At 37.5% G+C, this 13,647-nt stretch carries 13 protein-coding genes and 1 riboswitch; of the genes, 12 read left to right on the plus strand and 1 reads right to left on the minus strand.

Translation table 11 applies throughout. From position 1 onward, the window contains the following. The first annotated feature begins 45 nt into the window (after window positions 1–45). The 12 genes from panB (at window position 46) to H560_RS0104120 (ending at window position 11,247) form a co-directional block, all read left to right on the plus strand. Window positions 46–861, plus strand: coding sequence for a 3-methyl-2-oxobutanoate hydroxymethyltransferase (panB, locus tag H560_RS0104065; protein WP_027378855.1), 816 nt, complete (start codon window positions 46–48; stop codon window positions 859–861). 17 nt (window positions 862–878) lie between these two features. Further along, complete coding sequence (locus tag H560_RS0104070) at window positions 879–1,202, plus strand: hypothetical protein (protein ID WP_027378856.1); 324 nt, start codon at window positions 879–881, stop codon at window positions 1,200–1,202. Further along, the gene (locus H560_RS0104075) at window positions 1,203–1,883 is read left to right on the plus strand and encodes an RluA family pseudouridine synthase (protein WP_027378857.1); all 681 of its coding nucleotides are present in this window, start codon (window positions 1,203–1,205) and stop codon (window positions 1,881–1,883) included. Between the two features lie 164 nt (window positions 1,884–2,047). Further along, window positions 2,048–2,146: riboswitch (TPP riboswitch) on the plus strand. A 57-nt stretch (window positions 2,147–2,203) separates the two neighbouring features. Then, entirely contained in the window at window positions 2,204–2,410 is a 207-nt protein-coding gene (thiS, locus tag H560_RS0104080; protein ID WP_027378858.1) for a sulfur carrier protein ThiS, read from the plus strand. 12 nt (window positions 2,411–2,422) lie between these two features. After that, window positions 2,423–4,234 carry a phosphomethylpyrimidine synthase ThiC gene (thiC, locus tag H560_RS0104085; RefSeq protein ID WP_027378859.1) on the plus strand — a complete coding sequence of 604 codons (1,812 nt, stop codon included), beginning with the start codon at window positions 2,423–2,425 and terminating at the stop codon, window positions 4,232–4,234. After that, on the plus strand, window positions 4,231–4,815 hold the full coding sequence (locus H560_RS0104090; RefSeq protein WP_027378860.1) for a thiamine phosphate synthase: 585 nt from the start codon (window positions 4,231–4,233) through the stop codon (window positions 4,813–4,815). The genes thiC and H560_RS0104090 overlap by 4 nt, the downstream gene beginning before the upstream one ends. Beyond that, entirely contained in the window at window positions 4,815–5,534 is a 720-nt protein-coding gene (locus H560_RS0104095) for a hydroxymethylpyrimidine/phosphomethylpyrimidine kinase (protein ID WP_051289134.1), read from the plus strand. The genes H560_RS0104090 and H560_RS0104095 overlap by 1 nt, the downstream gene beginning before the upstream one ends. A 116-nt stretch (window positions 5,535–5,650) precedes the next feature. Then, the gene (locus tag H560_RS0104100) at window positions 5,651–6,265 is read left to right on the plus strand and encodes a thiamine phosphate synthase (RefSeq protein WP_027378862.1); all 615 of its coding nucleotides are present in this window, start codon (window positions 5,651–5,653) and stop codon (window positions 6,263–6,265) included. Beyond that, entirely contained in the window at window positions 6,262–7,038 is a 777-nt protein-coding gene (locus tag H560_RS0104105) for a thiazole synthase (protein WP_027378863.1), read from the plus strand. The genes H560_RS0104100 and H560_RS0104105 overlap by 4 nt, the downstream gene beginning before the upstream one ends. Before the next feature lie 12 nt (window positions 7,039–7,050). Further along, window positions 7,051–8,169, plus strand: a complete 1,119-nt coding sequence (thiH, locus tag H560_RS0104110) for a 2-iminoacetate synthase ThiH (RefSeq protein WP_027378864.1) — start codon at window positions 7,051–7,053, stop codon at window positions 8,167–8,169. A gap of 164 nt (window positions 8,170–8,333) precedes the next feature. Further along, window positions 8,334–9,044, plus strand: coding sequence for a HesA/MoeB/ThiF family protein (locus tag H560_RS0104115; protein WP_027378865.1), 711 nt, complete (start codon window positions 8,334–8,336; stop codon window positions 9,042–9,044). A gap of 244 nt (window positions 9,045–9,288) precedes the next feature. Next, a complete protein-coding gene (locus H560_RS0104120) occupies window positions 9,289–11,247 on the plus strand; it encodes an Ig-like domain-containing protein (protein WP_027378866.1) in 1,959 nt (652 codons plus the stop codon). Between the two features lie 64 nt (window positions 11,248–11,311). Here H560_RS0104120 and H560_RS0104125 read toward each other — a convergent pair whose 3' ends face one another. Continuing rightward, on the minus strand, window positions 11,312–13,543 hold the full coding sequence (locus tag H560_RS0104125) for a TonB-dependent receptor domain-containing protein (protein WP_027378867.1): 2,232 nt from the start codon (window positions 13,541–13,543) through the stop codon (window positions 11,312–11,314). Between the last annotated feature and the right edge of the window lie 104 nt (window positions 13,544–13,647).

Below are 13,647 nucleotides of genomic sequence, written 5' to 3' on the forward strand. Positions count from 1 at the left end.
TAAGTCGGCCCAGCGCCGACTTTTTAACTTTTAAAATAGATAATTATGTCTGTTCACTCTGAAATTAAAAAAGTTACGACTGAAACCTTGCGTAAAATGAAATTCGACAAGGAAAAAATAACCATGCTTACGGCTTACGATTTTACCACTGCAAAAATGGTGGATGCGGGAGGAATTGATGCAGTTTTGATCGGAGATTCTGCTGCAAATGTAATGGCTGGTTTTGAAACAACGCTGCCGATTACTTTAGACCAGATGATTTATCATTCCCAAAGTGTGGTAAGAGGTACGGACAGAGCCTTGGTGGTTGCCGATTTACCTTTCGGAACGTATCAGAGTAATCCGGAAAAAGCTTTGGAGTCTGCTGTAAGGATGATGAAAGAAGGCGGCGCACACGCTGTAAAGATTGAAGGGGGAAAAGAAATCTCAAAATCCATCAAGAAAATAATCAATGCAGGAATTCCTGTGATGGGGCATCTGGGATTGACACCACAGTCGATTTATAAATTCGGAACGTATAAAGTAAGAGCAAAAGAAGAAGCTGAAGCTGAAAAACTAATTGCTGATGCCCAGCTTTTGGAAGAGTTGGGATGTTTTTCTGTTGTTTTGGAAAAAATTCCGGCAGATTTAGCTAAAAAGGTGACAGAATCAATCTCAATACCAACCATCGGGATCGGAGCAGGGCCTCATTGTGACGGACAGGTTTTGGTGTATCACGATATGGTGGGTATGAATAAAGGATTCAGTCCGAAATTTTTAAGAAGATATCTTGATCTTTACACAGAAATCACCGGAGCAGTTGCTCAATATGTGAAAGATGTGAAAGGCCAGGATTTCCCTAACGAAAACGAAAGTTATTAATATTCTTATACTCATTAATGAAAAACCAACAATCTACTCAGGGAATTTTATCAATCGTTGCATTGCTTTGTCTTGCAGCAGGATGGTTTAATTTCTTCTCTCCGGAAATCAATCTTTTGCTTTCAAGAAAAGTTTTTTATGTATTGATCGGGATCAGCTTTTTTTTACAGGCTCCATTTTTAACCAATAAAAATTTAATGTATGCCATGTACGGTGCTGCGGCATTGTGTATTGTGGGAGCATTATTTCCTTTAGAATGGAAAATATCAGGAATAAAAACGATCGGCCTTTTGGGGGGTATCATTCTTTCATTTACAAACAGACCCACTTACCGTCAGTAGATCATGGAGGAGCAGATAGTATATGAAGACAACCATCTTTTGGTGATTAATAAAAAAGTCGGACAGCTTGTACAGGGCGATAAAACCGGCGATGAATCACTATTAGATTCCATCAAAAATTTCATCAAAAAAAGAGATAACAAACCCGGAAATGTTTTTCTGGGTTTGGTTCATCGTATTGACAGGCCCACTTCTGGTTTGGTGATTTTTGCCAAAACATCAAAAGCGCTTACCCGGCTGACCCAGATGGTTAAAAACCGTGAAATTGAAAAAACATACTGGGCGGTTGTTGCCAAAGAAATGATTCCCCAGACTCAAAGGCTCGTTCATTATTTGAAGAAAAATGAAAAAAATAATAAAGCCATCGTTTTCCCAAAAGCTACAGACGGAGCAAAGGAGGCGATTCTTACATATAATGTTATCAAGACATTAGATAATTATCTTTTGCTGGAAATTGATCTTGAAACAGGAAGGCACCACCAGATCAGAGCTCAGTTATCCAAAGCCGGAGTTCCTATTAAAGGTGATTTAAAGTATGGTGCACCACGCTCCAATCCCGATGGTGGAATTAATCTTCATGCCAGAAAATTGAAGTTTATTCATCCTGTCACTAAAGAAGATATTGAAATTACGGCTTCCGTTCCGCAAAATGATGCGATATGGAGAGCTTGTGAAGAATAATAAATAAGAAAGGATGTTAGAAGATGGAAGCTGGAAGTGATTCGGCTTCCATTTTTTATTTAAATAAATTAAAATATTTGCATATTAGAACCTCCTTCTTCCATCCTCCTGCTTCCATCTCCATCAAAAAATTTTGCCCATTCCCAAAAAATGTCTAACTTCGTCACAAACTTTAGGGGTGTCCGTTGAAAACGGGCTGAGATTTTACCCTTTGAACCTGATTTCTAGATCATACTAGCGTAGGGAAAAGTGAGATGGCTTTTGCTGTACATTCTATTGTACAATGACGGGCATTCCTAAAGTGTTTTAAAAATTTAGGAATGGAGCTCACAATCAATCACACAAAAAAAACTTTTGAAGTACTTCCCGAAAATCTGGAAGCTCTCATCGCTATGGAACTGCCTGAAAAGAAAAAAGGTATTGCCGTAGCGCTCAACAATCGCATTATTCCGCAGTTATTCTGGGCGGAAACATTTCTCAACGATAAAGATTCAGTTTTAATAATCACTGCCACTCAGGGCGGGTAAAAAAATATTTTTATGACTCACAACATCACACGTTCGCCGTTTCCGAACTCAAAAAAAATCTATGTTGAAGGGAAAATTCACCCCATCAGTGTAGCGATGCGCGAAATACATTTAAGTCCGACAAAACTCTCCAGCGGAAAAATTGAAGAAAATCCTCCTGTCACAATTTACGATACATCAGGACCTTATACTGATGAAAATTCTGAAATTGACATTGAAAAAGGACTCCCAAGAATCAGAGAACAATGGATTTTGGATAGAAATGATGTAGAAGTTCTTGACGGAATTACTTCTGACTATGGAAAAGCCCGCCTAGCCGATTCAAAGCTTGATGAATTGCGTTTTTCTTACAATCACAAACCGAAAGTGGCTAAAGAAGGTCATGAAGTTACCCAGTTGTACTACGCGAGACAGGGCATCATCACTCCCGAAATGGAATATATCGCGATCAGAGAAAACCAAAAGATCGAACAATTGGATTCTGTTTCAAAAGATCTGGCTTTTCAACATTCGGGAAACAGCTTTGGCGCAAAAACTCCAAAAAGCAAAATCACTTCCGAATTTGTAAGAGACGAAATTGCAGCCGGAAGAGCAATCATTCCCAATAACATCAATCACCCCGAAAGCGAACCGATGATTATCGGCCGAAATTTTTTGGTTAAAATTAATGCCAACATCGGAAACAGTGCCGTTTCATCAAGCATTGAAGAGGAAGTTGAAAAAGCAGTCTGGGCTTGTCGTTGGGGAGCTGATACGATCATGGATCTTTCAACAGGAAAAAATATCCACGAAACCAGGGAATGGATCATCAGAAACAGCCCGGTTCCGATTGGTACCGTCCCGATTTATCAGGCATTAGAAAAAGTAAAAGGTGTTGCAGAAGATTTGACTTGGGAAATTTTTAAAGACACCTTAATCGAACAGGCAGAACAGGGCGTTTCTTACTTCACGATTCACGCCGGAGTTTTGTTGAGATATATTCATTTGACAGCAAAACGTGTGACAGGAATTGTTTCCAGAGGTGGTTCTATTATGGCAAAATGGTGCCTTTTTCATCATAAAGAAAACTTTTTGTACACCCATTTCGAAGAAATCTGCGAGATCATGAAAAAATATGACGTTGCCTTTTCTTTGGGAGACGGCCTTCGTCCGGGTTCGATTGCTGATGCCAATGATGAAGCACAATTCGCAGAACTGGAAACGTTAGGGGAATTGACAAAAATAGCCTGGAAGCACAACGTTCAGGTGATGATTGAAGGTCCCGGTCACGTTCCGATGCACATGATCAAAGAAAATATGGAGAAGCAATTGGAAGTATGTGATGAAGCACCGTTTTACACTTTAGGTCCGTTGACGACGGATATTGCGCCGGGTTATGACCACATCACTTCCGGAATTGGGGCGGCTATGATTGGCTGGTTTGGTTGTGCGATGCTTTGTTATGTAACTCCCAAAGAACATTTAGGACTTCCGAATAAAGAAGATGTAAAAGTTGGAGTTATTACCTACAAACTGGCTGCTCATGCGGCAGATTTAGCAAAAGGACATCCCGGAGCGCAGTACAGAGACAACGCCCTTAGTAAAGCAAGATTCGAATTCCGTTGGGAAGATCAGTTCAATCTTTCATTGGATCCGGATACGGCAAGGTCTTATCATGATGAAACACTTCCTGCGGACGGAGCGAAGATTGCGCATTTCTGTTCGATGTGCGGACCAAAATTCTGTTCGATGAAAATTACACAAGAAATCCGTGAATCCGCAGAAAAAGGAATGTTCGACAAATCTCAGGAATTCATCGAAAAAGGGAAAGAAATTTATATATGATCATCGTAATCACTCCCGAAGAACGAATTCAAAATGAAGCTGAAATAATCAACGAATTATTTCAGGAAGGATTGGATTTGCTTCACATTAGAAAATATTTCATCAATTCAGAGGAAATGACGGATTTTATCCAAAAGATAGATTCAAGATTTCATCATCAATTGGTTTTACATAGTCATTATCATTTGGCGAAAAATTTTAATATTTCCAGATTTCATTTCAGAGAAATTGACAGGCAGAATAATTTGCATAAATCTTTTACATATAAAACGATTTCAACTTCTGTTCATGATATTGAAACCTATAATGAATTGAGTGAAAATTGGGAATATGCTTTTATCAGTCCGATTTTTCAAAGTATTTCGAAAAAGGGATACGGAGAAAACTCAATGATTTTAAATGATATTAAAAAACGAACTCATTCAAATGTAAAGCTGATTGCTTTGGGAGGAATCAATGAAAAAAATATCAGCGAAGTTTTTGATAAAGATGTTGACGGAGTGGCTTTGTTAGGCGCAATTTGGGAGAGTGATGAACCATTAAATGTTTTCAAAAAATGCAGACAGAACGTCCTTTCGTGATGAGCATTGCAGGCTACGATCCAAGTGGCGGAGCGGGTTTGTTGGCGGATATCAAAACATTTGAACAATTGAAAGTTCAGGGATTGGGAGTTTGTACGGCAATGACTTTACAAACGGAATTTCAATGTTTAAGTCTGAATTGGCAGTCTTTGGAAGAAATTTTATCTGCAATTGATGTTTTAATGAAAAATTATCATGTTGAAGCAGTGAAAATTGGAGTAGTAAAAGATGCTCAATTTTTAACTCAAATTGTAGAAAAAATTAAATCTATTAATTCTGAAGTGAAAATTGTTTGGGATCCCGTTTTGAAGAGCACTTCCGAATTTTCTTTTTTTGATTTGAACACAATCTCTGAGTTGGAAAATATTTTACAACAAATTGATTTAATAACACCAAATTACAATGAATATAAAGTTTTAAAAGAAAATTATCTTTTTAAGAATCTCGAAAACCGATGTTCAGTTTTAATAAAAGGCGGTCATCGTGAAGATCAAATAGGAACAGATATTTTAATAGAGAATGGAAAAAAAATTTCAATTTATCCAATTGATGAAACTCCGGTTTTTTATCCAAAACATGGTTCTGGTTGTGTGCTTTCTTCCGCCATTGCAAGTCATTTAGCCAAAGGAGAAAATTTGGAAAATGCCTGTAGAAAAGGAAAATTGTACATCGAAAAATTTTTAACAAGCAATTCGACTTTATTAGGATTTCATTCTTAAAAATTGTGATTTTGAAATTCGTGGTCTTTGTTAAGTGTCAACGCCTTCGCGAGCTTAAAAACAATTAGTAGTTAAAAAAATCTTTGCGCGCTTTGCGTTAAAATAAAAATTTAAAAATGGAAAAATTACAGTATATATCTCAAGGTTTCACCATAGAGGACCAAGAACTGAATATTCGAAAAGCTTTAGATGAAGGAATAAAATGGATTCAGGTTCGCTGGAAAAATGCGCCGGAAAGTGAATTCATCAAGCTTTGTGAAATCTCAAAAAAATTATGCTCGGATAATAAGGTGGTTTGTATCATCAACGATCATGTTCAAATTGCAAAAGAGATTGATGCAGACGGCGTTCATTTAGGATTAAAAGATACTTCGATAGAAATCGCGAGATATGTTTTAGGCGACAGCAAAATCATCGGAGGAACAGCAAACACCATTTCAGATGTTCTTCAAAGGATGAATGAACCTTGTGATTATATTGGTTTGGGACCATTGAGATTTACATCAACCAAAGAACAGTTAAGTCCGATTTTAGGTTTTGAAGGATATGAAAAGATCATTCAGTATTTAAAAAAAAAATCATTGGAAATTCCAAAAATATTTGCCATCGGAGGAGTAGTTCTAAGTGACATTGAATTACTACAACAAATAGGAATTTACGGAGTGGCGGTTTCGGGGCAAATCACGAATCAGCCTTTTGTTATTAATCAATTTAAAAATGTTTTACAATGAAAAATCAACCATTAATAATAGCCGGCAGAACTTTCGAATCGAGATTGTTTTTAGGAACAGGGAAATTCGGAAATCTTTCAGAAATGACCGATTCCATCATCGCTTCAGAAAGCGAATTGGTAACAATGGCGCTAAAAAGAATTGATTCTCAATCTTCAGATGATGATATTTTAAATGCATTAAAACCAACAAAATCTCACCTTTTGCCGAACACTTCAGGCGCAAGAACAGCGAAAGAAGCAGTTTTGGCAGCACAATTGGCAAGAGAGGCGTTGGAAACTAACTGGGTGAAACTGGAAATTCATCCCGACCCGAAATATTTATTGCCAGACCCTATTGAAACACTATATGCAACCGAAGAATTAGCGAAACTAGGATTTATCGTTATGCCTTACATCCATGCGGATCCTGTTTTATGTAAACGACTGGAAGATGCGGGAACAGCAGTTGTAATGCCTTTAGGAGCGCCCATCGGAACGAATAAAGGTCTTAGAACTTTGGACTTTTTAGAAATAATTATAGCCCAAAGTAATGTTCCTGTTGTTGTAGATGCAGGAATTGGTGCGCCTTCCGATGCAGCAAAAGCAATGGAGATGGGGGCTGATGCAGTTTTAGTGAATACAGCCATTGCTGTTGCGAGAAATCCTGTGAATATTGCATTAGCTTTTAAAGAGGGCGTAATTGCTGGAAGAAGAGCTTTTGAAGCAGGTTTGGGAGCTGTTTCAAATCATGCGGAAGCATCAAGTCCGCTGACTTCTTTTTTGTTTGATTAAAAACGTAATAATATGAAGTGTTTTAAAGATTTTTTTGAAAAATATAAATGGGATGAAGTGAAAACCCAACTTGAAAAAGTGACGTTATCCGATGTTGAAAAAAGCCTTCAAAAAAAGAATAAAACAATAGAAGATTTCCTGAATTTTCTTTCGCCTGTTGCTGCTCAGAAATTGGAGGTAATGGCAAGAATGACACAGCAGCTTACTCAAAAACGATTCGGGAAAACCATTCAATTATACGCGCCGTTGTATCTGAGCAATGAATGTCAGAATATCTGTACTTACTGCGGTTTCAGTTTGGATAATTCCATTAAAAGAAAAACACTTTCTGATACGGAATTGATGATTGAAGCAACAGTTTTAAAATCAATGGGTGTCAATCATGTGCTGCTGGTAAGCGGAGAAGCGAATAAGACGGTGGGAATTGACTATTTTTTGAATGCTGTTCGGTTGTTGAAATCTCATTTTGCAAATATTTCAATTGAAGTTCAGCCTTTGTCTGAGAAGGAATATCGACAGCTGCATGAAGCGGGTGTCAATGCTGTTTTGGTCTATCAGGAAACCTATCATCAGGAAGTTTATAAAGAATATCATCCGAAAGGGAAAAAGTCAAATTTCAATTTTCGTCTGGAAACACCCGACAGGATTGGAAAAGCCGGAATTCATAAAATGGGATTGGGTGTTTTGCTCGGTTTGGAAGATTGGCGGGTTGACAGTTTTTTCAATGCGCTGCACATCGATTATCTTCAAAGACAATATTGGAAAAGTAAGTTTTCTGTTTCATTTCCACGTCTTCGGCCTGCAGAGGGAATTATTGAGCCAAATTTTATTATGTCCGACAAAGATTTGCTTCAATTAATCTGTGCGTACCGAATCTGGAATGAGGATTTAGAAATTTCCATTTCAACAAGGGAAAATGAAAAATTCAGAGATAATATCATTTCACTGGGAGCAACAGCGATGAGCGCGGCTTCAAAAACCAATCCGGGTGGTTATGCGGTGGATAAAGAGTCCTTGGAACAATTTGAAACAAGTGATGAAAGAAGTATGGATGAGATCAAAAGTATCATTAAAAAAGCAGGTTACGATCCGATAATGAAAGATTGGGACGCTGTGTATAGTGGAATTTAAAGAGAATTTTGAACCATTAAGATTTTATTAAGGAGTTAAGTTTTAATTAAGGAAATATTTAAAAATATTTTTTTAGCATCCAAGCTTATTTTATTCGCTTGCGAATACTTAATTTTTCTTAACTCCTTAATAAAATCTTAATGGTTGAAACTTAAAATAGTATAATGAAAAACGAAGACAGGTTTGCCAGATACAGCCGGCAGATTTTTATTGAAGAAATCGGTTTGGAAGGTCAAAGAAAAATAATGAGTTCAAAAGTTCTTGTGATTGGAGCTGGCGGATTGGGAAGTCCTGTGATTCAGTATTTGGCGGCGGCGGGAGTTGGAACTTTGGGTGTTGCGGATTTTGATGAGGTGGAATTGCATAATTTAAACCGACAAATCATTCATAATGAGAATTCTATAGGATTTTCTAAAGTAAAAAGTGCAGAGCAATTTGTAAAAAACCTTAATTATCAGGTTAATTTCATAGGAATTGAAAATAAAATTAATGAATCCAACGCGGAAGAAATTCTTGCCCAATTTGATATAATTATTGACGGTTCTGATAATTTTAAAACACGGTATTTAGTTAATGACGTTTGTGTAAAGTTGGAAAAACCCTTAGTTTATGGAAGTATTTTGGGGTTTTCAGGGCAGGTTGCTGTTTTTAATTATAAAGGGAGTAAAAACTTGAGGGATATTTTCCCGGAACCGCCATTTGATGAAAATCTTCCGGATTGCGACAGTCTGGGTGTCTTAGGTGCTTTGCCGGGAATTATGGGATGCATGATGGCCAATCAGGCTTTGAAAATTATGACGGATTTACCATTAACTATAAATCAGATAACAGTAATTGATACCTTAAGCTGGCATTTTGAGGTGATCGATTTTTGACTATAGTCTAAAAATATTAATTTTAAAATGTGGTATCATAATTTGAATTTTATATTATTTTAGTTAAAAAATAAATATAATTGTTTCGAATTTGATGTTTGTTTTGGTTGTTATTTGTTAAAAATGTATATTTATAACGAATTTAATCCATATCCACATGAAACATTTTTACACGAAATTCTCGCGAATGACGCGGAGGACATTTTTTAGGCGTGCAGCATCTGCTTTAACCTTATTGCTAGGGATGCAAGCCGTTAATGCACAAGTAAGCACTTACACCTTTAGTCAGTCGACCGGAACATTTTCTTCTATTAGCGGAACTACTTTGGATACGGCAACAGGTAATACTTCTACAACCAACCTTAACAGTAATGTTTATCCGGTTACCCTGCCTTTTAATTTTGTATTTAATGGAGTTTCTTATGGCTCTATGAACGTATCTACCAATGGTTACGTGACTTTCGGGGCTACCGCACCGGCAACTACAACCACGGCTCCTATTTCCAGCACAGTGGCTTTTGAGGGAGCTATTTCTGCTTTCGGGAGGGATATCAGCAGTATGTTTGATATTAACGGAACTACCGGAAGCATCAGTTGGGAAACCGTAGGGACAGCTCCAAACCGTGAAGTTGTTGTTCAATGGAGAAACTTCCGCCCAAACAGCAGCACTTCTACAACAGCAGCCTATGCTTTTACCTTTCAGATAAGACTGCATGAAACTACTAATGTTATTAATACAGTATATGATTCTGGAAATTATGTAGTAGGCAACACAACGGTTTCCGGAACAGTACAAATTGGCCTGCGCGGGACATCCAATGCCGATTTTAATAACAGGCTGAATGCAACTTCCCTGGAATTTATTAACTCCACGCCGGGAACCGCAAACTCCAGCACACAGAATTTTAATACCGCAAATGCAACACCGGGAATGCCTACATCCGGCTTCACTTATACCTGGACTCCGCCAACATGCTGGGTTCCGCAATCATTAACTGTAGTGTCAACTGCTACCAATTCAGCAAGTATAAGCTGGACGGCACCAGCACAAGTACCTACAAGCTATGATATTTATTACAGCACTTCAAGCACACCGCCAACATCGGCCACACCGCCTTCGATGCCCAACTTTACAGGTACATCAGCAACATTATCACCACTTACTGCTGCCACTACCTATTATGTTTGGGTAAGATCAAACTGTGGATCAGGTAATACCAGTGAATGGTCTCTATTGCCAACACAATTTACAACACAATGTCAGCCTCCGGTAATAGCAGGTACCGCAGGAGCTACGGTTTGTCCGGGAAGTTCTGCTACATTAACGGCATCTACAACAGATCCGGCAGCTGTATTAACATGGTATGATGCCAGTACGGGAGGAAATGTAGTAGGAACAGGGGCTACTTTTACAACTCCGGCGTTAACGACAACAACACCTTATTATGTTTCTGCTTCTAACGGAACTTCAATGTCCGTAGGTCCCGTAAACCCGAATTCACTTACAGCAGGAGCATTAACGGGAGCAATTACCACTTATTATATCCAGTTTGAAGTGACAAATCAACCTGTTACTTTGGTTTCTGTGGATGTTTTCCCGGAAGCGGCAGGACAGAGCACCACACTGGAAATTCTACAGGGGCCGACTACATTTAGTGTTGTTAATACGATTCCTTTCACCTCCACCATTGCCAGTGACGGAACAACACCTCAAACCGTTCCCATCAATATGCTGTTGACACCCGGAACCTACAGAATGAGAATGTCCGGTGGAGATTATTACAGAAATTACCAGAGTAATGCGGCTTTCCCTTATTCAATTCCTAATTTCAGTATTACTACAGGATCTAATGTAGCTTCCAATTCATATTATTTTATGTATAATCTTAAAGTAAATTCAGGGTGTGAATCTGCAAGAACTACAGTAACTGCAACTGTGGATGTAAATTGCCTTTCCACTTCAGAAGTGAAAGCTAAAGATTTAATGAAAATATATCCTAATCCTTTCACGGATGTTATTAATATCGACAGACCTGAAATGGTAAAATCTATCCAGGTAACGGATGCTTCAGGAAAATTGATTAAAAATAATATCAAGCCGGAGTCTGCCGTAAGACTTGATGACCTCACAAACGGAATGTATATTTTAGTTCTTGATATGAAAGACGGAACCAGACAGTCCGTTAAAGTGATTAAGAAATAATTTTTATATTTTATCTATAAAAGAAAAAGGCTCTGATTAAAGAGCCTTTTTTTTATACTTGAAATTATTGTCCAGGCTGTATGACACCACCGTTCTCTTCTTTTTTAGTTTGATTTAAAATATTCGCGTCTTCTTTTGCCAGTTTGTTTTTAGTAGGAATTTTATAATTAATGGATAGTCCGAAATTTCTCGTATCATATTTGTTCCTCATATAAACAGCTTCTCCTGAAGGCGGATTGGAACGCACCTGCATGATCTGTCCATTGAAAATATCATTTGCAAAGACAGAAACTGTAAGACGGTTATCCATAAACTTTTTGGTCAGCGTAATATCCAGTGAATTGTTAAACGGTTTTTCTGCCGTGAAGTAAAAATAACCTGCTTTTGGAGTCAGATAACTGTAATTTGCGGTTAATTTTATTTCTTTTGGTAAAATCAACTGGGTCATGATGTTGAATATCCAGAAACCTTTATTGTTCAAATTATCAATATCATGTTTCTGATAACCTGCGTATAAATACATGAAGTTAATTTTATCAGGATTAAAATTAAATTTCATAATCTCGCTGATTGGTTTACTGAAAATCATGAATGGGACAGGAAGTCCCACATTGAAGTTATGAATCCTCATATTGGAGATATTCACCTGCTCATTGAAAAGGTTTTTACCGTCTTTCCTGATGATCTGTGCCACCTGATTTTTCGCCGAACTTACACTATAACCGATAAATGCATAATCGAAGGCTGAAATTTTTAATTCATAATTATCAAAAATCGTGGGCTGAAGATTTGGGTTACCTGTTACCTGAGTGTTCGGGCTCTGGAAAGTGGTATTGTTCGGGTTTAAGGCTGAAATACTTGGTAAATTGATCTTTTTATTATAGTTTGCCGCTACATATACCTGATTCATCAGGTTGTACTGAACGCTTGCATTCGGGAATAATTTAAATTTATTAAAAGGAATTAAATCTTTCTGAACAACAGTATCCGTACTGTCAACAACTCTTGTAACTCCCGAAATATCATAATTTTCTGCACGTGTTCCTAAAATAAAGTCAAACTTTTTCAGCTTTGCCTGAAATTCCAGATAGGTTGCCGTTGTCTGCCTTTTGTATTCAAGGTTTTTTAAGCCCTTGTTTTCCGTGTCAAAATCCTGATTTTCATATAAACCTCCGAGACTTACTTTTCCTCCGTCAAGAATTTTTAAGGGTTGGGAATAATCTACCTTGAAGTTGGCAATTTTCATGTCAGATTTGTTACTTAAAACATTTCCTAATGAAAAAGAAAAGGGCTGTTCTGGATTGAAAAATTTACCTGTTCTGAAAATATTATCCTGATCAAATTTACTGTCAGATTTTGTATATCCAAACTGGAAATCCAGCTTTTGGGCTTTATCATCAAATCTTTTCTGATAAGTTACTACAGCTTCCTGACGCGTGTTAAGGGTATGAGCAACATCTGAGGCATTGAAGGTAAAATCTCTGTAATAAAACTGTTCAGGATTTGAATTAGGTATTTTTAATCTTTCTGCTCCGTCTCCGTCACTCAGTGTATAATTATCATTATTGTTGTGATAAATATCGTAGTTTAATAACAATCGATCATCACCAAGATCAAAGGTCAGGCCGGATTTTGCAAAATACCCGCGGCCGTATCTGTCTGTATTGCTTCTTAATAAATCATTCTGATTCGTGGTGAGCATACTTTCGCGATAATTCTGCCCGATATTTAATTGCCATCCGAAAAGTTTATTTCTGGCATTCAGGTTTAATGAATTACTTGTTCTGCTTCTGAATTTATCATAATTGGTAAATGAATAATTCCCGGAATACGTTGCGGTTAAATATTTATTGGCATTCTTATTCGTGATGATATTCATGATGGCACCTCCTGAGGTTGCAGGAAATTCAGCGCCCGGTTGGGTAATAACCTCGATTCTGTCTACGGAATTGGCAGGCATTCCTTCAAGGAAAGAATTCAATTCATTTGAAGTGATATTTAATGGTCTGCCGTTTAAATAAACATCGAGAACTTTTCCCTGATACATCATTCCTGCAATGTCGGTGGAAACAAGGCCCGGCAGTTTTTTGATTCCCTCCAAAACATTTCCGTTATTAAGCTGAGGCTGTTCCGAAAAATCAAAGATTGTACGGTCTGCCTTTTGTTCAACGGCTTTTTTAGTTTTTGTGATTGTTACGCCTTCAATCTGTTTTTCTTTGGTCTGGCTATTAGGTTTTTCCTGGGCATAGGTAACTATTGATCCTAGGAAAAGTGACGCAATAATAGTTTTTTTCATAATGTTTTTCTACTTCTTCTAATAGGTTAGACGCTGAAAAAGTTTTTTTGTTACAATATTGATTTTAAAGTTAGTCTTCTCTATCTTTAGATTGATGACTAGAA

The sequence above is a fragment of the Chryseobacterium daeguense DSM 19388 genome (assembly GCF_000430825.1).
Classification (GTDB): Bacteria; Bacteroidota; Bacteroidia; order Flavobacteriales; family Weeksellaceae; genus Chryseobacterium; species Chryseobacterium daeguense.

Bases quoted from the DNA above. Each gene is read 5' to 3' on its own strand.
- panB (WP_027378855.1), top strand. From the start codon at position 46: ATGTCTGTTCACTCTGAAATTAAAAAAGTTACGACTGAAACCTTGCGT.
- H560_RS0104070 (WP_027378856.1), top strand. From the start codon at position 879: ATGAAAAACCAACAATCTACTCAGGGAATTTTATCAATCGTTGCATTG.
- thiS (WP_027378858.1), top strand. From the start codon at position 2,204: ATGGAGCTCACAATCAATCACACAAAAAAAACTTTTGAAGTACTTCCC.
- thiC (WP_027378859.1), top strand. From the start codon at position 2,423: ATGACTCACAACATCACACGTTCGCCGTTTCCGAACTCAAAAAAAATC.
- H560_RS0104090 (WP_027378860.1), top strand. From the start codon at position 4,231: ATGATCATCGTAATCACTCCCGAAGAACGAATTCAAAATGAAGCTGAA.
- H560_RS0104095 (WP_051289134.1), top strand. From the start codon at position 4,815: ATGAGCATTGCAGGCTACGATCCAAGTGGCGGAGCGGGTTTGTTGGCG.
- H560_RS0104100 (WP_027378862.1), top strand. From the start codon at position 5,651: ATGGAAAAATTACAGTATATATCTCAAGGTTTCACCATAGAGGACCAA.
- H560_RS0104105 (WP_027378863.1), top strand. From the start codon at position 6,262: ATGAAAAATCAACCATTAATAATAGCCGGCAGAACTTTCGAATCGAGA.
- thiH (WP_027378864.1), top strand. From the start codon at position 7,051: ATGAAGTGTTTTAAAGATTTTTTTGAAAAATATAAATGGGATGAAGTG.
- H560_RS0104115 (WP_027378865.1), top strand. From the start codon at position 8,334: ATGAAAAACGAAGACAGGTTTGCCAGATACAGCCGGCAGATTTTTATT.
- H560_RS0104120 (WP_027378866.1), top strand. From the start codon at position 9,289: ATGCAAGCCGTTAATGCACAAGTAAGCACTTACACCTTTAGTCAGTCG.
- H560_RS0104125 (WP_027378867.1), bottom strand. From the start codon at position 13,543: ATGAAAAAAACTATTATTGCGTCACTTTTCCTAGGATCAATAGTTACC.